Source organism: Curtobacterium sp. ME-Dv--P-122a (genome assembly GCF_030209645.1).
GTDB classification, from domain to species: domain Bacteria; phylum Actinomycetota; class Actinomycetes; order Actinomycetales; family Microbacteriaceae; genus Curtobacterium; species Curtobacterium flaccumfaciens.
This window is the reverse complement of sequence record NZ_JARVRO010000008.1, coordinates 147,046-164,969: the sequence shown is the minus strand read 5'-3', so window position 1 is coordinate 164,969 and position 17,924 is coordinate 147,046. Positions and strand designations below refer to the sequence as shown.

At 66.5% G+C, this 17,924-nt stretch carries 16 protein-coding genes; all 16 read right to left on the bottom strand.

Annotated features, from left to right (window positions below; genetic code table 11):
* Positions 1 to 264: 264 nt before the first annotated feature.
* The gene (locus tag QRN49_RS09955) at positions 265 to 2,085 is read right to left on the bottom strand and encodes a DUF4012 domain-containing protein (RefSeq protein WP_194654048.1); all 1,821 of its coding nucleotides are present in this window, start codon (positions 2,083 to 2,085) and stop codon (positions 265 to 267) included.
* Between the two features lie 35 nt (positions 2,086 to 2,120).
* Positions 2,121 to 3,092 (bottom strand): GDP-L-fucose synthase family protein, encoded by a 972-nt coding sequence (locus QRN49_RS09950; RefSeq protein WP_284755475.1) that lies wholly within the window; start codon positions 3,090 to 3,092, stop codon positions 2,121 to 2,123.
* A complete protein-coding gene (gene gmd / locus QRN49_RS09945; protein WP_111053820.1) occupies positions 3,092 to 4,120 on the bottom strand; it encodes a GDP-mannose 4,6-dehydratase in 1,029 nt (342 codons plus the stop codon). Before gmd ends, QRN49_RS09950 begins: the two co-directional genes overlap by 1 nt.
* A 21-nt stretch (positions 4,121 to 4,141) precedes the next feature.
* A complete protein-coding gene (locus tag QRN49_RS09940) occupies positions 4,142 to 5,065 on the bottom strand; it encodes a beta-1,6-N-acetylglucosaminyltransferase (RefSeq protein WP_262131853.1) in 924 nt (307 codons plus the stop codon).
* 136 nt (positions 5,066 to 5,201) lie between these two features.
* A complete protein-coding gene (locus QRN49_RS09935) occupies positions 5,202 to 6,656 on the bottom strand; it encodes an oligosaccharide flippase family protein (RefSeq protein WP_146249306.1) in 1,455 nt (484 codons plus the stop codon).
* Positions 6,653 to 7,480, bottom strand: coding sequence for a hypothetical protein (locus QRN49_RS09930; protein WP_284755468.1), 828 nt, complete (start codon positions 7,478 to 7,480; stop codon positions 6,653 to 6,655). Before QRN49_RS09930 ends, QRN49_RS09935 begins: the two co-directional genes overlap by 4 nt.
* 143 nt (positions 7,481 to 7,623) lie before the next feature.
* The gene (locus QRN49_RS09925) at positions 7,624 to 8,712 is read right to left on the bottom strand and encodes a CgeB family protein (RefSeq protein WP_194654043.1); all 1,089 of its coding nucleotides are present in this window, start codon (positions 8,710 to 8,712) and stop codon (positions 7,624 to 7,626) included.
* Positions 8,705 to 9,274, bottom strand: a complete 570-nt coding sequence (locus QRN49_RS09920; RefSeq protein ID WP_284755465.1) for an acyltransferase — start codon at positions 9,272 to 9,274, stop codon at positions 8,705 to 8,707. The genes QRN49_RS09925 and QRN49_RS09920 overlap by 8 nt, the downstream gene beginning before the upstream one ends.
* Positions 9,271 to 10,338 (bottom strand): glycosyltransferase, encoded by a 1,068-nt coding sequence (locus tag QRN49_RS09915; protein WP_194654042.1) that lies wholly within the window; start codon positions 10,336 to 10,338, stop codon positions 9,271 to 9,273. Before QRN49_RS09915 ends, QRN49_RS09920 begins: the two co-directional genes overlap by 4 nt.
* Positions 10,335 to 11,636, bottom strand: coding sequence for an O-antigen ligase family protein (locus QRN49_RS09910; RefSeq protein ID WP_111029780.1), 1,302 nt, complete (start codon positions 11,634 to 11,636; stop codon positions 10,335 to 10,337). Before QRN49_RS09910 ends, QRN49_RS09915 begins: the two co-directional genes overlap by 4 nt.
* On the bottom strand, positions 11,633 to 12,499 hold the full coding sequence (locus tag QRN49_RS09905) for a glycosyltransferase family 2 protein (RefSeq protein ID WP_284755461.1): 867 nt from the start codon (positions 12,497 to 12,499) through the stop codon (positions 11,633 to 11,635). The genes QRN49_RS09910 and QRN49_RS09905 overlap by 4 nt, the downstream gene beginning before the upstream one ends.
* Complete coding sequence (locus QRN49_RS09900) at positions 12,492 to 13,571, bottom strand: glycosyltransferase family 4 protein (protein ID WP_284755459.1); 1,080 nt, start codon at positions 13,569 to 13,571, stop codon at positions 12,492 to 12,494. Before QRN49_RS09900 ends, QRN49_RS09905 begins: the two co-directional genes overlap by 8 nt.
* A gap of 25 nt (positions 13,572 to 13,596) precedes the next feature.
* On the bottom strand, positions 13,597 to 14,691 hold the full coding sequence (locus QRN49_RS09895; protein ID WP_284755457.1) for a glycosyltransferase family 4 protein: 1,095 nt from the start codon (positions 14,689 to 14,691) through the stop codon (positions 13,597 to 13,599).
* The gene (locus QRN49_RS09890) at positions 14,684 to 15,490 is read right to left on the bottom strand and encodes a WecB/TagA/CpsF family glycosyltransferase (RefSeq protein WP_194654037.1); all 807 of its coding nucleotides are present in this window, start codon (positions 15,488 to 15,490) and stop codon (positions 14,684 to 14,686) included. Before QRN49_RS09890 ends, QRN49_RS09895 begins: the two co-directional genes overlap by 8 nt.
* A complete protein-coding gene (locus QRN49_RS09885) occupies positions 15,491 to 16,987 on the bottom strand; it encodes a sugar transferase (protein ID WP_284755453.1) in 1,497 nt (498 codons plus the stop codon).
* The gene (locus QRN49_RS09880; RefSeq protein WP_209136437.1) at positions 16,971 to 17,918 is read right to left on the bottom strand and encodes a beta propeller repeat protein; all 948 of its coding nucleotides are present in this window, start codon (positions 17,916 to 17,918) and stop codon (positions 16,971 to 16,973) included. The genes QRN49_RS09885 and QRN49_RS09880 overlap by 17 nt, the downstream gene beginning before the upstream one ends.
* Positions 17,919 to 17,924 lie beyond the last annotated feature (6 nt).

The following is a 17,924-nucleotide window of genomic DNA, read 5'->3' as shown; positions in this document are numbered from 1 at the left end:
TAGCGGAGTTTCCCAGCTTGATACCAGATCACGTGGATTTTGTTCATTGGTCGACGTGTGTTCATCCGCGCCAACTACCCGTCGCACGGCCCTACCTTCGGTCCATCGAGGCTTCACACGACAGAAACCCCAGATGAGAGGCATCAACGGTGTGAACCAGAGCACACTGTGCGTTCGATCAAGGACCTTTGCACCCGGACAGGTTGGCGCGTTGTCCCTCGGAGTGGGGGCACACTCGCGGTTCGCTTTGCGGAGGTTCCGTTGTCAGCCCGCGGTGAGCGGCCGCTCGCAGTCGAACGTGAGGGGCTTCGTCTCGGTCTGCCGGACGCCAGGAGTCGAGTCCGCCTGCACCGCCGCCTTCGCGTACTTCGCCTCGCCGAGGAACGCGACGCGGTAGGTCAGGCTCTCGCCGGGGGCGAGCAGGGTCTGCAGCTGGGCCACCGGGTGCCCGCCGTCGGTCGCTGTCTGCACCGGAGTGGTCTTGCCGTCCTTCGTGGCGCCGAGGAAGATCGCGTTCTCGGGCGCGTACGCAGCGAGCAGGGTCTTGATCTTGCCGGGCTCCACGCCGAAGTCACCGCCCCCGGTGACGTAGCGCGGCAGGGTCGTCGCGGCATCGGCCGGTGCCGTGTTCTTCAAGGTGATCTCGACGACCGACGTCGGTCGTCCATCCTTCCGGCACACCGAACTGCCAACGGAGACGCGCTTCTGGAGGTAGTAGTCCATCTTCGCGCCGGTGCCGTCGTTCAGGTAGACGGCGAACTGGTTCGAGTCGACGCTGGCCGTCGGTAGTTCGCCCGCGACCGGAGTCCCGCTGATGCGGCGCTGCTCCGCCTTGTCGGCGCTCCAGAGCCGCAAACGGCCCTCGTCAGCGCTCTGCGTCAGCGCCGACACGAATGCCTTCGCGTCGAACCCGCCAGAAGAGACCTTGGCGAACACCGCGCTGGCGGCGGACGCGAAGAAGGCGTCCTGCACCGCCGGGTCGGGGTACTTGGCGTAGACGTCGCTGAGCAGCAGCTGCACCGCGTTGTCGGAGTTCAGAGTGTCTCCGGTCGGCAACTGCACGGGGCCGGTCGCCTTGAGGATGAAGCTGAGCGTCACCGGGTCCATGGCGAGCACGCCGTCCACCTGCTGGCCGAACTTCTGCTTCCACATCTCCCGCGCGAGCTTTGCCGACACGTCGAAGCGTGGTGTGAGGGTGACATCCTGCATGTACTCCCCGGTGATCTCCCCGTAGAGCCCACGCGTGTCAGCCGTCAGTGGCAGGACCGGTTCCTCGTACGGCCCGAAGTCCCCGCTCGAGGCCTGGGCCGACAGACGGAGCGAACCGTCCTTCGCGTCGAGCGCCGCCACCGCACCGGGGATACCTCCCCCGGCTCGCAGTTCGGCGTTGTTCTGGAAGAGCAGCAGATACCGCCGCTGCCCGTCGTGACCGAGCATGGCCGGCGCGAGCTGCACGATGCGGTTCGCCGCCACCGCCTGCTCGGAAGCTGACGACAGCGCGTTCCGCAGCTGTCCCACGGCGGTGGTGACCGGCGACAGCGTTCCACTGGTGTCGATCCGCGCCGCGTCGGCACGAGCCTGCTCGAGCGTCTTCGTGGCCTCGGCGACCGCCGGCTGCGCGTCCTCGATCGGCTGGAGATTGATCTTGCCGTTCTTCGGCGCGAACGAATCCGACCCGAGGCCGTCGATGACGCCGGCGACGGGACTGACGGCATCGCTGGCGACGTCGTCGACGATCACCGAGATGTCGCGCACGGCCCGCAGGTTGGTCCCGAAGAAGGGTACGGACTGTGCTGCGCCCCACACGGGGTCGCCGGTCAGTGATCGAGCCGACGCTGCTTCGTCCTCGAGATGCCTCGCGGTCTTCTGCGCGGCGCCGGTGTCACCACTGGTCAGCTGCGACCGGAGGGTGTCGACGTCCCCGACGGCCCGCTCCAGGTGCCCCTTTGCGAGCAGGCCGCGGACACCGACCCAGGCGACGGCGAGGATCAGCAGCAGGACAAGGGCGAGGACGACCCACAGGACGATCCGGGCCCTGGACCCCCGGCGTACTGCAGTGCGTCGCGACTCGGGCTGGTCGGACATGAGGCGATCCTACGGTTCCGTACGTCCCACACCCGTCACTGACGGATGGAGTCCGCGTGTTCGCGGTACCAGTCGACGGTGCTGCGGAGCCCGTCCTCGAGGCCGATCTGTGCCGTCCAACCGGCATCCGCCAGCTTCGACACGTCGAGCAGCTTCTGCGGGGTCCCGTCCGGCTTGGTGGTGTCCCAGACCGTCTCGCCCTCGAACCCGACGATCTTGCCGATCGTCTCGGCGATCTCCTTGATCGTGACGTCCGACCCGGTACCGACGTTGACCTGGTCAGGACCGTCGTAGTGCTCCATGAGATGGAACACCGCCGCCGCCATGTCGTCGACGTGCAGGAACTCACGACGGGGCGACCCGGTCCCCCAGTTCTCAACGGTTGATGCACCGCTGCGGGCGGCTTCGTCGTACCGGCGGATGAGCGCCGGCAGGACGTGGGACCCGGTCGGCGAGAAGTTGTCGCCGGGGCCGTAGAGGTTGGTCGGCATCGCCGAGATCCACGGGCGGCCGAACTGCCGACGGACGGCCTGCACCTGCAGGATGCCGGCGATCTTTGCGATGGCGTAGGCGTCGTTCGTCGGCTCGAGGTGGCCCGTGAGCAGTGCGTCCTCGTGGATCGGCTGCTCGGCCATCTTCGGGTAGATGCAGGACGAGCCGAGGAACACGAGCCGTTCGACACCGTGCTCCACCGCGGCGTCCATCACGTTGACCTGGATCTGCAGGTTCTCGCTCAGGAAATCGTGCGGGTACGTGTTGTTCGCCATGATCCCGCCCACCTTGGCGGCGGCGAGCACGACGTGCTTCGGCTGCTGGTCCGCGAAGAAGGCGAAGACCGCGCCGCGGTCCTTCAGGTCGAGCTCGGACGAGGTCCGTCCGACCACGTCGGTGAAGCCCTCCGACTCGAGCCTGCGCCAGACCGCCGAACCCACCAGGCCGCGGTGCCCCGCGACGTAGACGCGGTCAGCTCGATCGATCGGACCGGGGGTGAAGTCGGTCGTGGTCATCAGGAACCCCAGCTCTCGAGACGGACGGTGTCGATCCAGGGACGGCCCTCGTGCTCGAGGGCGGAGATGTCGGCGTCGACCATGATCCTCGCCAGCTCGGCGGTGTCGACGGTCGCCTCCCAACCGAGCTTCTCCTTGGCCTTCGAGGCGTCGCCAACCAAGGCGTCCACCTCGCTCGGTCGCAGGTAACGCTCGTCGAACCGGACGTGGTCTTCCCAGTTCAGCCCGGCGTGCGAGAACGCGGTGGTGAGGAAGTCCTTGACCGTGAAGTCGCCACCGGTCGCCAGCACGAAGTCGTCCGGCTCGTCGACCTGCAGCATCCGCCACATGCCCTCGACGTACTCGGCGGCGTACCCCCAGTCGCGGACGGAGTCGAGGTTGCCGAGGTACACGTGGTCCTCGAGGCCAGCCTTGATCCGAGCGACCGCGCGGGTGATCTTCCGGGTGACGAACGTCTCACCGCGACGCGGTGACTCGTGGTTGAACAGGATGCCGTTGACCGCGAACATCCCGTAGGCCTCGCGGTAGTTCCGGGTCACCCAGTAGCTGTAGACCTTCGCGGCACCGTACGGAGAACGCGGCCAGAAGGGCGTCTCCTCGTTCTGCGGCGGCGGGGTCGCGCCGAACATCTCGGAGGAGGACGCCTGGTAGAAGCGCGTGTGGATGCCGGACACCCGGACGGCCTCGAGCATGCGCATCGTGCCGACACCGGTCACATCACCGGTGTGCTCCGGCTCGTCGAACGAGACCCGCACGTGCGACTGCGCCGCGAGGTTGTAGACCTCGTCGGGCTTCAGCTCGCTGAGGAGACTGACGAGCCGCGCACCGTCGCCGAGGTCCCCGTAGTGCAGGAAGAGCTTGGCGTCAGGGTTGTGCGGGTCCACGTACAAGTGGTCGATCCGCGAGGTGTTGAACGTGGACGCACGACGGATGAGTCCGTGCACCTCGTACCCCTTCCGGAGCAGCAGCTCGGCCAGGTACGAGCCGTCCTGTCCGGTGATGCCTGTGATCAAGGCCTTCTTGGGCAACTGGTTCCCGTCCTCACGTCGTTAGTTGGAGCGCGCGGCCGTCAGCCGCTCGGTCTTGATCTTGGTGCGAAGACCGGTGCTCGGTCCGGTCACGATCTTCCGGATGAAGAAGGCATCGGAGGACGCCACTTCCGGCCAATCCTCTTCGGTGAACACCCGGATGAGAGTCGGGTCGATCAGGTGAAGGTTGGCGTATCGCCAATTCCCCGGGCCGACGTAGTCCTCGAAGCCGCCTGCTGGCGTCGCCGAAGCGAAGCGGGTGCACATGACCAGGGATTGGTAGAACTTTTCCTCCGGGCAGAATATCGCTGCGAAGTAGCGCTCGATTTCCGGCGTTACCAGGGCTTCCATCTCGCGGAGACACGATGCTGTCACCGCGAAGTGCGTACCGCCGTGACCAACGCGCAGCCCGCCCGGGAGAGCCGGAGGTCGCTTCACGCTGAAGGGGCCGTCGATGAGCCGGATGATCCCGTTACGGAGCTTTCGGAGAGCCTTGTTACCGGTCCGGGTCGACAGGAAACGCATGTCACGGTGGTGATGCCGGTCGACTTGACTACGGTACTTCTCTTCACTCGCCGAGATTTCGAATGCGCGGAGGAACTGCCGACCCTGGTGCTCCTCCAGGTGGGCAATCAAGTGGTCGACGGTACGGAGTGGGTAGTCAGACCCGGAGAGCAGGACGAGGTAGTCGTCGTCGTCCGCGAACTCGAGTCCGTGCCGAACGAGGGCTCGGATCGCACGGACCTGCGAGTAGCCACCCCAGTTGACCTGCACCCTGTCCCTCACCATTCGGACGTTGGCACAGTCCTCGACAGCGACTGCGAACGGGGACAGATCGACCTTCGCGTCAACGTGCACGATCACTTCGTGCGGTGACAGCGCTTCGACGAGTTCCCGGAGGTGTTCCGCGTCCTGGAAGGTGTAGACGAGGAAGATCGGTTTCACAGCCGCCCCTTCGTGATCGAGAGGGATCAACCGGAACATCCGACCTCTCGGCCCCCTGATCGGCTGAATCTACCGTACGAGCGTCAGCGAAGACCGCCAGACCGAACTCCTTTGCGTCCCGCGGAGGTTCCGAGCCTCACGGCGCACCTTCGCCGCGACGACCGAGAATCCCCCGGCGGTGGAGGATCTCCAGTGGCGGGAAGGATCGACGCGTCAAGCCCACCCATGCAGCGAGGGCAGCAAGGCCGATGAGTCCTACCGCCACGCGGACGGGGCCGACGCCGAAATCGTGGAACAGCACCACGAGTGAGCCGTAGAGAACCAGGGCGAATCCCGCTGGCTGTGCGTACCCGAGCGCGAGTTGCCGGAAGCCGAGCGCTCGGACGCGTTGCGCCTGGATGATGTGGACCACGTGCCGACCGATCATCGCCGCGATGAGTGCTAGGAGGGCGAAGACGTACTGCTGATGGACCACGACCATCGCGACGCCGACAGCACTGATGACGAAGGCGACGGCCTCGGACAGCCAGATCGCTTTGAACAGCGCCGCGGACTCGAGGGCGCCGGCGAGGAGGATCATCAACGGTTGCACGGCTCCCAGCACTGCGAGCAGCGGCAGGATTTGGCCTGCGAGTTCCCACCCCGGCCCGAGCGCGAGGTGGACGACTTCCGGTCCTACTCCAGCGATGACGGCACCGATTGGCAGGGTGAGCCATGCGACCAGGGTCAGCATGTCCAGCCACACGGCTTTCGCATCCGACGTGCCGACCTCGTAGCGACGGAATTCCGGGTAGATCACCTGCATCAGCGCGTTCTGCAGCTGCGAGAACGGGACCGTTGACAGGACATCTGCCCGGTTCCATGCCCCGAGCACGCCGGCTCCGACGAACTGGCTCACGCTCCACCGCGGAGCGTTGCCGGAGATGTACTGGAAGACAGATACTGCGACGAGCTTGGTGCTGAACCGAACGTTGTCCGATCGGAGGGCGAGCCGCCCCGGAACCAGAGCGCCGCGGAGCCGGGTGGCCGCCCAGAGCAGGGTGCCCCACTGTCCGATGATTGCGGACACGGCGAGTGATTCCGGGCTTCGGAAGAGGAGCACGGCTCCGGCACCCGCGACCATTCCGACGACGTTGGAACAGAAGGTGGCGATCGCCATCTCACGAAAAGCGCCTTGGCGGCGCAGAAGGCCCGTACTCAGGCTGAGGAACGGCATCACCAGCGCGCTCACGGCGAGGAGACGAACAGCACCGGCGGCCTGCGGAGCGCCCCAGAATGCGCTCCAGAGATCGGCTGTGACCAAGGTGAAGAGGGCAGCCGCCACGCCGAGGAGCAGGGCGTAGGTCGCGAGGGGCCGTGTCGACGACCGTTCCGCATCAGGTGCACGAGCCGCCGTCTGCGACAGACCACCAGACCCCAGGAGGTTGACGAGCGCCGCGATGGAGAGCGCAACGCTGTACGCACCGAAGACGCCCGGAGCAGCGAGCCTCGACGTCAGGGCCGCGTAGCCGAGTTGCACGACGACGGTGAGGAGTTGCAGCCCGTAGACCCATGACGCCCCCGCCATGAGGCGTCGCCCGTTCGAGGTCACGAAGGGGCACCGGCGACCAGACGGCCGAGACGAGCGATGTCGAGGCCTTCGTCAGCCTGGTAGGCAAGCCAGCGGCCGGAGTCGGGCACATGGTGCCACCAGGGGGTCCGGGCGATGACAGGTGCACGCGACACGAGCGCGGCGAGGAAACCGAACGAACTCGGTGCCGCTACGACCACCCGAGCTGCCGCGATCTCGATGAAGTCCTGATCGCGCTGCCCTCCGTCATTGATCGACACTCCGACGCGCTCCAGGTCGCGCAGGTCCGCAGCATCTCCCGACGTGAAGAGCCTGATCGGCATGCTGCTGAGTGCTGGCACGCCCCTGATCTCGTTGATCAGGCCTTGGTAGTAGTCGAGACCGATCCAGCGGTCGGGATGTGACTGAGGGCCGATGTCACCGCGCCGAGCGTGGACAGCGATGTAGTCCGCCTTCGACTCGAGGCTCCGGAGCTGGTCGCCGAGGTATCCTCCGAGGACTGCGCGTCGGAGCGGTTCTGCAGCCGTCGTTTGGTCCCAGCGACGCTGGTCCAAGGCCAGGCGCCCGATCCACGGACGGCTCGAACGAGGTGCTGCACGGCTCGTCGATTCTTGGAGAGCGTGAAGCGACCAATCGTCGGTCTCGAACCCAGTCGCGGCGAGGCGATGCTCGAGCACGTTCCCGGACGGTGCGGCAGCGGTCAGCTGCGCCAGGTCGAAGAGCCCTTTCGTGTCCTTCGTCACTTCCCCGCCGAAGTACGGCACCCCGAGATCGGCGGACCAGAGGTACCCCGCGATCCACGTCGACAGCTGATGGCCGAGATCGGGGTACGGATCGATGCGCACACGGAGTCCCAGCAAGTTTTGCGGAGGTGTCCAGTCCCCGGGCGCAGTTCGTCCATCACTTTTCCTGCGGAGCTCTTTGGCGTTCTTGCCCCGCTCGATCCGAAGCGAAGCACGCAGGGGAAGCGTACTGATCGGTCCGATCCTCACAGCCGTCCTCCCGTCGTCCGGCCCCAGACTGCGCGGGCGTCCGCTGGGTCGATCCACCGGGTGCGCCAGTTCAGCATCTGGACCATGAGATCGTCCTGCCGAAAGTTCTCGTCAGCGAAGCGACGACCCGCGGCGATCGAGTCGAGGCGGTCGTTCGTGGTGGTCTCGGCCAGCACCTGCTCGATGGAACCGATGAGGGCCTCCGGCGTCCGTCCGCGCAACAGGAATCTGCTGCTGCTCGCGGGGAAGATCTCGTCGTATCCGGGGTGTTCGGTCGTCGCATGGATCGACCCTGCAGCCAACGAGATGGGCAGCCTGTTCGAGAAGTAGGACGCTTCGCCCGCGAAGTGATCCCAGTTGGCGCTGACCCAGCCTGAGGTGATGGCCTCGTCTTGCGCTTCGAAGGGCACGGGCCCCTTGGCCGTCGTTCCGTCCCAGCCTCTCCCGAAGACAGCGAGCCGGTCTCCGAAGTGCTGCTGCATCAACTCGACGAATCGAATGCGTTCCCGCCAGTCCGGCAGACCTCGGAGCCGAGGACGATTCCGATTGGCGACGATGACGACGTCGTACGGGCGGTCCTTCCGGATCGGTCGGTCGAAGTTGGCGCTCCTCGTCGGTTCGTAGGCCGAGGGGATCCAGCGGACGTCGGCGCTCCCCGCCCTCCGGAAGTTCTCGCTGAACCCGCTGCTCCCCACGGTGAATACGACGTCCGCGGCCCTGCCTGCCGCCTTCGCTTCGGGAGGGATCGGATGGAGGTACCTCGAGTAGGGATCAGCCTCGTGGTAGATGAAATCACCAGGACAGGCTGCGCGCAGGGCCGCGAAGTGCTGCCGACGCAGTCCGGTGTGTCCGAGGTGCTGCATGAGCAGGATGTCCGGGCGGAAATCCGACACCCGTCGCACGAGCTCCTCCCGGTGACGCTCGGCATCTCCACCGTTCCGGATCGCGTCCAGGACGCTGAAGGTCGCGAGTGAAGCGACGCGACCGGCCCTGACCAGCGCTTCCAGCGGATCACGGAAGCCGAGCTGGCGGAAACCGCCGAACTCGTTCGGCACGTAGAAGATCCGTGGAGACGATTCAGACATCGGGTGCACCTGCCGCCTCGTCAACGGCGAGCCGGACACCCTGTCCTCGCAAGGCGTCCCAGTGCGCGCTCAGTTCTCCTTCGCGGAATCGAGGCCTGAGGACCTTCGCCGGGTTGCCGGCGACGACCGTGTTCGCCTCGACGTCCTGCGTGACGACTGAGCCAGCCGCGATGACGGAACTGTCCCCGACCGTGACGCCGGACAAGATGATCGCTCCGAACCCGATCCAGACGTCACTTCCGATCGTCGTGACGGCGCTGAGGGCCGGAGTGTCACCCACCCAAGGACTCGCGGTGATGGGGACCCCCACGACAGTCATGTCGTGATCACGTCGACCGATGATGGCCGCCCGATTGGCGATGAGGACCGCGTCGCCGATGCTGCCGTCGACTTCGATACGGACGTCGGACCCGAGATGGACATCCGAGCCGATGGTCAGCGACGTCGGCGCCCAGAGACGGACGCGTGCGCCGAAGCGCAGGCCGCGCTCGCACGCCACGGTCGTCGGCAGCGCCCGGAACCACCGCCGCCGCCGGATGCCTGTCAGCATTCCTCGGATCACGGGGCAGCCCTTCTTCGTCGTCTGGTGGTGGTGGCTCGGTACACCGCCGTGTACTCGGCGACTCCCCTGGAGGCATGGAAGTCGATCGTCGGACCGCTACTCGCCACGGCTCCCGCGCGGAGACGTTCGCTCCACTTCGCCGGTTCCCGGTCTGCGAGTGCGACGACACCACTCTGCCCCACGGCCCACCGGAGCCCCGGAACGTCCGAAACGATCGCGGGCAGGCCGACGACCAACGCTTCAGCAAGCGCAACAGGCATGCCCTCGTGACGGCTGGGCATCGCGAACACGCGCCCAGCGACGAGCGCTGCTCCCGGATCCGCTACCCCGCGAGCGACGAGGAGTCCCGCTCGCTCGAGTCGTTCGAGGAGTTCCCCTTCAACGGGCCCGGCATCTTCTTCGGAACCGACGTGGGCAACGCGGAGGTTCCCGAGGAGCGCTGCCTCGAGTGCCACTTCGTGGTTCTTGATCCTCGAGCAGTTCCCGACGATGACGATCGGGGCCGAGGGCGCCACCGCCGCTTCGGCACGCTGCCTCGCCAGATCGAAGAACCGGTCCTCCACCCAGTTGTAGATCACCTGGGGCCGACGGCCGAAGCGCGTCTCATTCTCCGCCACGTCAGGGCTCGGAGCGATGAGAGCGCTGATCAACCGGTCAGCGACGAGCGCCTGCGCGGCACGACGGACAAACCACCGACCGCGCGCGTCGAACACGTTGTGGATGGTCCTCACGACGGGCAGTCGCCGGTTCAGCCTCCGGAAAGCGAGCACCGTCTGCAAGTACCGGCCCTCGGTGTGGATGTGGACGACATCCGGTTCGACGTCAGCGAGGAGGCGTCGCAGCATCTCGCGCCCAGCGGGGGTGTGCAACGCGCGGTCGGTGGTGGTCACCGAGTAGCCAGCGTCCCGGATCGCGCTCTCGAACGGGTGATGGAGGCCCACGCCGAGGACATGACCGTCGACACCCGCCGCTTCGAACTCCTGTGCTCCGGAGACGAGCATTCGCTCCATGCCACTCGGTTTGAGTTCCCCGAGGACGTGCAGGACCCGAATCCCGGGCTTCACCTGTGCACCTCAAGCCGCCGGGAGCCATGGAGCGCGGGCTTCTGCGGGGAGATCGCCTCGGGGAAGTCTCGGTCGAGGAACGCCAGGGCGAGGGGCAGACAGGTCCACCACTGCCACGAGTACGTCCATCCGTAGACGAGGAAGCACACGAGAACGGCAGTCAGGAAGACATCTCGCTTGGCCCTGAACCCGGCGAAGAACCGGGGCAGGAAGATGACCAACATCGCGCCGAGCCCGATCAGCCCCTCCCGCAGGTACACCGTGACGTACCAATTGTGTGGCGCGAAGACCACCCATCGGCCGACACCCTCGAACCTGCCGAACCCGTGACCGAAGGGTGCTCCGAACAGGACGGTCAGCACACCCTCGCCCACCGATTGCACGATGAGCCCGATCCAGCTCGTGAGTCGCGCGGAGTACGTTCCGGTGTTCGATGCTGAGCCGGCGAACTCAGCCACGATGCTGCTCGTCGACGACTGGGCTGCCGACACCAGGACGCCCCCGACGAGGAGCACCCCGAAGAGCAGCACGAGCTTCTGGCGAAGAGCACGAGGTCCGCGGACCAGGAGGACGAGTGCGACTGCAAGGGCCGTCAACCAGACAGTCCGCTGCTGACTGACGATCACGAACACCATGAACAAGCCGAACAACCAGACCCAGCGCGATTGCGCATTGCGCTGCCAGAGCCGGAGAGCAAGAACCGCACAGAGCGTGAGGAGCAGGGCTTGCCCCGAGACCAGAGGCCGGCCAGTCTGGCTGAGTTCTCCGCTGACGAGAACGAAGTCGGCGGTCCCGCCCAACCCGTACCGCGCGACGTGGTACAGGCCCACGACGCACAGTCCGACGCCCTGCACGATGACGAGGAACTTCTCCGCGTAGACGACCTCGGATTGCGGCCAGGGACGCGTCACCGCCCAGAACAAGATGCCGAGGACGTACAAGAAGCCACGTGCTTCGTTCACGGCGACGCCGAGGCCGAAGGTCGCGATCCCCTGAACGAGCGAGATCGCGAGCAGTGCGACGAGCACCGCGCCAGCGATGACAGCAACAGGTGGGAAACGCCGGACCACCGCCCGAGCGTCCAGGAGTCCCGCGACGATCAGGCTCACTGCTAGCCCGTCGCCAAGGGTGATGGTCGTACCTCCGAAAGTGCCGATCGTTCCGAAGTTCGGGTACTCCCATGCCGTCACGGCGTACAAGGACGCGACCCAGTAGACGACGCGCGGCTGCATCCGCACCAGACCGATCGCGAGGACCATGAAGATGATCGCCACGACGAGGAAGAGCAAGGTCGTCATCGGCTTGCTCCTTCGCCGCGCGCTGTCCGACGGAGGGTCCGAATCCACCAGAGCGCGTAAGACGCTGTGTAGAAGAACCACCACGAGCGTGCACTGTGCCGGCGCAGGTAACGCCGCAGCGAGCGCGGATTGCCCGCCCCTTTCTGACTGGTAAAGGACCGCCAGGCGGTGATGAGGGATCGGTGCGACACGGTCGGGTTCCGGCTGCAGTAACCGACCGTGCCCCCGGTCACCCAGATCGGCACACCTGCCGAGGTCGCCCGCATCCCGTAATCGACATCCGCGTACGCATGACTGAATCCTCCGTCGATCGATCCGACCGCCCGAGCGACATGGACGGGTAGGAGCACGATGTTGCCGTTGAACGCGTCGACTCGCTTCGCTTCCTCGACGAGTCCTGACGGCTCGACGAGAGCGAACGAGAGCGGGTGGACACCCGCGCGCCGGAGGCCTCCGTAGGTCAGCTCGCCCGAAACAGCGTCGACGGTACTCCCGATGAGGATGCCATCCGGGAGGCGTGCGGCTGCTTCGAACAGTGCCCGGAGCCCCGAGCGCTCGAGCTGGACATCGTCGTTGAACCAGAGCAACCAGTCGTCGTCCCGGACGTCGTCCCGTGCCAGCACCGCTGCCTCTGCAGTGGCCATGGACAGCGCCCAGAAAGCCGAGCCGTCACCCTGCAGCACCGTCAGTCGATCCACGGCGGCGGTGGCTTGCGCGATGGTGTCGTCTGACGAACCGTCGTCGAACAACGTCACGTCGTACTCGACACCCGCACCGGAAGCCGCCTCGTGGAGCGACCGCAGCGCGTTTCCGGTGGTCTCAGCGCGGTTGTGGCTGGCCACGATCACGTGCAACTTACTCATCGTCGTCCTTGATCGCTTCCTTCAGCCCGCCGTGGAAATACTGCGCCATGTTCTCGATGGAGTACTTCTGAGATGCCCGGCGGCAGCTGTCTTGCATCGTCGCAAGTGCCTGTCGATCGCGAAGGAGCGTCACGATAGACCGGGCGGCGTCCTCGACACCATCAGACACGACGCAGGTCCTGCCTGGCTCGAGGTACCCGAACTCCGGTCCGTGCAGGGAAGAGGCGAGCGTGACGATCGGCCGGCCTGCTGCGAGGCTGTCGATTGCTGTCAAGCCGACTCGACCTGGAAGCAGGAGCAACTCGCTTTCGAAGAGCATCGACGCCTTCGCGCGTCCTGACACGGGGCCACGATAGTCGAGCCACGGAAAACGGCCAGCAGCGGACTGGACCGCACCTCGAAGCTGTCCGTCGCCCCCGACCGCCAGGCGGAAGGCAGGATCCGCACGGTGTGCGGCCTCTCCGATCGCGATCAGCTCGGATATCTTCTTGCTGGCGTCGAGCCCGCCGATGAAGCAGACCTGGTGCGCCGACGTCGTTGTCTGAACGGATCGAAGGTCCTCCTGTAGCTGCCCCACGTCGATGCTGTTGTACAAGATCGTGGTACGCCGTGGATCCCTACCGATCTCGGCGGCCCACTCGGCACCGGAAGGCGTGTACGCAAAGAACCAGGCGGCCTTCCGCGTGATCAGGCGGCTGTACAGGCGTTCGAAGCGGGACGGCACCTTCACGACGTCAGCACCGTGACCCCACAGCGCTGTCTTCCGCGCGGTGCGGGGCCAGAGGAGCAACACTGGGACGTCGAGATTCCGTCGGGCCTGCTCCACGACGATGAGGTCTGCTCGCCAGACGTCGCGAGGCAGAGCGCGGATGGTCAGTCGCTTCCCGAGCAAGCTCAGTTCCCGCTGCCGGATCTTCCGCAACCACGGGCGGGTGCGAATGCCGTCTCGTCGTTGTGCAAGAGTACCCGCTGGTTCTCCTGCGAAGACGGTGAGCTCATCGCCCTCCGCCGACAGCGCCGCCGCCAACCTGTCGAAGAGTGGCGCACGGTATTCCGGGACGTACTCCTGCACGATCGCGAATCGTCGGCCCGCCACGTCACACACCTCGCTCGAGGAGCGCGACCCATGCGGCGCTGTACTGGGCGAGTCCGAAGCGCTCACGCGAGGTTGCGAGGGCTCCGGCTGCGAGGCGTTCGCGATCACGCTGTGACGACAGGATCTCCCGACAACGTTCAGACGCCGCCTCCCAGTCGCCCAAGCCGACGAGGAATCCGTTCTTGCCGTCTTCGATGACATCGCGGAGGCCTCCGACGTCGTAGGCGACGACCGGAACACCCAACCGCATCGCTTCCAACACGGTCAACGGTTGTGCCTCGTAGCGGTAGGTGCTGGGGAAGACGAGCACGGCTGCTGTCGAGAGAACATCGTCGCGGTCCTCATCGAACCGAGCACCCGTGAAGTGCACTTGATCGCGAACGTGCGGGTTGAGGAGCGCTCGGAGACCGTCGAGGTACTCGTCCGACGAAGCACGCCCGATCACGACCGCGCGCGATCCCGGCGTGCTGTCCAGACATCGGTTCGCGATGCGCATGAAGTCCTCCGCACCCTTGCCGGGGATGAGGTTCGACAGAAAGACGATTGACGATGCTTCGGCCACAGGTGTGGCTTTCCGCTGCCGCTCCGGCACGGCGTTGGGGATCGTGCGGATCGAGTCGTTGAACCGCCGTACGTCAGCGACCATCGACTCCCCGAGGACGACCACGGACGCAGCACCGCCGAGGAGGAGCGCGACCCCGCGGCGTTGTCCTGCGCCTCGGTCAGCGAGTTCCTGGTACCCCGACGTGTGCACGTACGCGATGTAGGGACGGCGCAGCACCTGGAGCGTTGCGCTCATCATCACATCGACCCAGAACGATGGCGGCCGGTTGGTGGTGAAGAACACCACCGCCGCTCCTCGGTTGCGTCGGAGTGCGTTCCCGAGTCGCAACAGAAGCGAGAAAGCGCTGAGGACCTTCTTGAGGCTCGTACCGCCGATCTCGTCGACTGACTTGCTGAAGCGACGATCCACGAGGACCGCCCGCAGGCCGGAGCGGTGAAGTACCTCCAGGAACGTCCGCGTCATGATGGTCGATCCGTGCACCGGTGGAGGAAGCTGGCTGATCACCACGACGTCCGCGCTTGCCTCAGCCACGTCGTCTCCGAAGTGCGAGGAGCAGGAACTTCACGTTGCCCAGCAAGTACCGTCGCCAGAGGCGTCGTGGCTCACGGAAGAGCCGGTACAACCATTCCAGGCCCGTCCGGCGCCACAGTCTCGGAGCTTCAACCACGTCTCCGGACACGAAGTTGAAGGCGGCTCCAACCGCCAACACGACTGCGGGGTGCCGCTCGGCGAGTCGCTGGACCTCGTAGTCCTGCTTGGGAGTCCCGATACCGACCCACAGCATGTTCGCCCTCGACTCCCGGATCAACGAGTCGATCAGTTCTCGATCGCTCGTTCCGAAGTCAGTGAACGGCGGGCTGAACGACCCCACCACCACTGCGTCGGGGTAGTCGCGCGCGATCGCGCTTTCGAGACGGGCCAGCGAAGCATCACTTCCGCCGAGAAGGAAGTGCCGGATGCCGTGCGACGGGTCCGACGAAAGCAGCTCACGGAACGCATCTGGACCACGCAGATGTGCCACCTGGCCACTCGTCCGACGGGCAATCCAAGCGAGGGGCGTCCCATCGGCGATGTTCAGCCCGTCCGACTGGAACAAGCGCAAGTAGCGCTCGTCAGCGGTCAACGAGACGGTGTAGGCGTTGACGAAATGGACCGGCACGCCTGCGTCGTCCAGATGATCGGCGATGAGTCTGAGCTCGTCGAGGATCTTCGAGCCGGGTATCGCGACCAGTGGTACGCCCGCGGCACGCACCGTGGGAAGAGCCAGCAGGGTGTCGCGGGGAGTGGCTTCGTCCCCGCCGTCGGGCCGGACGTCGTTGTGATCAACCATCTAGTACGCACCCCGGCTGTTGGCGATTGCCTTGAAGGTCTTCCAGAGGATCAGGAGGTCGGCCACGATCGACCAGTTCTCCACGTAGTACAGATCGAGCCGCACCGAATCCTCCCATGACAGGTCGGACCGACCGCTCACCTGCCACAGGCCGGTCATGCCCGGCTTCACCAGGAACCGACGGTGGACGTGGGTGTCGTAGCGGGCGACCTCGCGTGCCAGCGGAGGTCGGGGTCCGACGAGGGACATGCTGCCGGTCAACACGTTGAACAGCTGCGGCACCTCGTCAAGGCTGTAGCGGCGCATGAACCCGCCGACCCGGGTGACCCGGGGGTCGTTCCGCATCTTGAACAGGACGTCGTTGCCCTCGGCACGGTCGAGCGCGCTGAGCTCCTGAAGGCGTTCCTCGGCGTCGACGACCATCGAACGGAACTTGATCATCCGGAAGGTGCTGCCGTTCAGGCCGACGCGCTCCTGCCGGAAGAAGACCGGACCGGTCGAGGTGGTCTTCACCAGCACGGCGAGCACGAGCAGCAGCGGCGACAGGACGACGACGAGCAACCCTGCACCGATCAGGTCGAAGGCGCGCTTCGTGTAGAGCTTGCGCCCCGAGTACGTCGGTGTCTCGACGTGGATGAGCGGCAGGCCCTGCACCGGCCGGGTGTGGATGCGGGGACCACCGATGTCGGTCAGGCTCGGCGCGACCACCAGGTGCTGCCGGCCCGGCTCGAGCGACCAGCTGAGCTCACGGACGCGCTCCGGCGGCAGGTCGTCGGAGCTGGTGATCACGACGGTGTCGGCGCCGGTCTCACGCAGCGCGGAGCCGACGTCGTCGAAGCCGCCGTGGCTCTGGATGGTCGAACCCGTCAGCAGACCTCGGTGGTTCGTCGACACGACCGCCCCGACCACGCGGTAGCCGGCTTCGGGGGAACGAGCGAGTTCGCGGCCGATGTGCAGCACGCTGGCCGGAGACCCGACGAGCAGCACGGTCGCCGAGTACGCGCCCTGCTGACGCTGGGCCACGAGCCACTGCCGCCAGATCCACCGCGACAGCAGGAGGACGAGGATCCCGATCGGGAACGCGATGAGCACGTAGCCGCGGGCCAGGTCGACGTGCAGCAGGAACGCCGCGATCGCGAGCAGGCCGAACACGCGGACGCTGGAGTCAGCGACCAGGCGGTACTCGGTACTGCCGACGCCGATCACCCGCGCACCGCGGGTGTCGTACAGGGCGAGCGCGCTCATCCACACGACGATCACGACGATGGAGATCGCGGAGTAGCTGAGCCGCAGGTCGGCGGTGTTGGTCGCCAGGTTCGATTCGAGCCCGAGCCAGGCGATCTGCACACCGAAGACCACCCAGATCAGGGCCAGCAGGTCGGTGAAGAGCACACGGCGCGAGTACGTGCGGCTCCACTCGTCGGTGGCACCGATGGCGCGTGGTGCGCTGAGCGCATCCGCCGTCACGAGGACGACCCGGTCACCACGTCGCGCCACCGTCCGACGACACCCGCACGGTCGTGCCGTCCCACAGCCACACGTCCTGGCCGGCACGGTCGATGGTGACGGTGTTGTCGGTGTCCGCGCCGTCGGCACAGCCGATCGGCGTGGTCGACGACGAGGGCGTCACGTCCGAAGCGGACATGGTCTCGATCTGCACGCCGTCGCACGCTGCTGCACCGACGCGGGCGAGCGTGTAGTTGCCACCGTCGACGCCGATCGAACGGACGCCGCCCATCGGCACGTCGACCCAGGCGGCATCGCCGGTGCGCCACTCGAGCTGGCCGTCGCAGATGACGACGGCGGTCTTCTCACCCTGGAACGCGTCGATCGGGTCGCCGCACGGCGCCTGCTCCGTCCCGCTCGCGAGCACGACACCGTCGGTGCTGATGCCGGCGCCGGCGGCGCCGGGCGCCCCGGCTTCCCACGTCACGCCGGCGTCGGTGCTGGTCCGCGCCGTCGTGGTGCAGTCGTCGCCGACACCCACCAGGACCGAGAGCTCCGCACTGGAGGCCCGGATCGCCATGAGCGATCCGACATCCGTCCCGAGTCCCACCGGGACCCACGTCGCCCCGCCGTCCACGGAGTGTTCCAGCACCGGCCGCGGGCCGCCGCACGACCCACCGGACGCGCGCCACGCCTCCTGACCGTCGACCGCTGCCAGCAGGCGGCGACCCTGCTGCTTGGTGGAGGCGGCGTCTGCGTCCGCAGACGCACTCGGTCGCGGTGTCTCACGCCGGTCGGGCGTTCCCGAGAAGGTGGGGATGGGGCCGGCGGGCCCGTTCTCCTCGGGCGCTGTCCGGCCCAGGGCGAGCGCGACGAGCACGACGTCGACGACGATCAGCGCCACCACCACGACGGCCACCAGGATGAACGTGGTCCGGGGCAGTGCGCGGCCGAGGCTTCGGGTCCCCCGGCGATTCGTCATCTGATC

What these genes read in the sequence shown, in the direction of transcription:
- QRN49_RS09955 (WP_194654048.1), bottom strand. Translation starts at nt 2,085, where the DNA reads ATGTCCGACCAGCCCGAGTCGCGACGCACTGCAGTACGCCGGGGGTCC.
- QRN49_RS09950 (WP_284755475.1), bottom strand. Translation starts at nt 3,092, where the DNA reads ATGACCACGACCGACTTCACCCCCGGTCCGATCGATCGAGCTGACCGC.
- QRN49_RS09925 (WP_194654043.1), bottom strand. Translation starts at nt 8,712, where the DNA reads ATGTCTGAATCGTCTCCACGGATCTTCTACGTGCCGAACGAGTTCGGC.
- QRN49_RS09910 (WP_111029780.1), bottom strand. Translation starts at nt 11,636, where the DNA reads ATGACGACCTTGCTCTTCCTCGTCGTGGCGATCATCTTCATGGTCCTC.
- QRN49_RS09905 (WP_284755461.1), bottom strand. Translation starts at nt 12,499, where the DNA reads ATGAGTAAGTTGCACGTGATCGTGGCCAGCCACAACCGCGCTGAGACC.
- QRN49_RS09890 (WP_194654037.1), bottom strand. Translation starts at nt 15,490, where the DNA reads ATGGTTGATCACAACGACGTCCGGCCCGACGGCGGGGACGAAGCCACT.
- QRN49_RS09880 (WP_209136437.1), bottom strand. Translation starts at nt 17,918, where the DNA reads ATGACGAATCGCCGGGGGACCCGAAGCCTCGGCCGCGCACTGCCCCGG.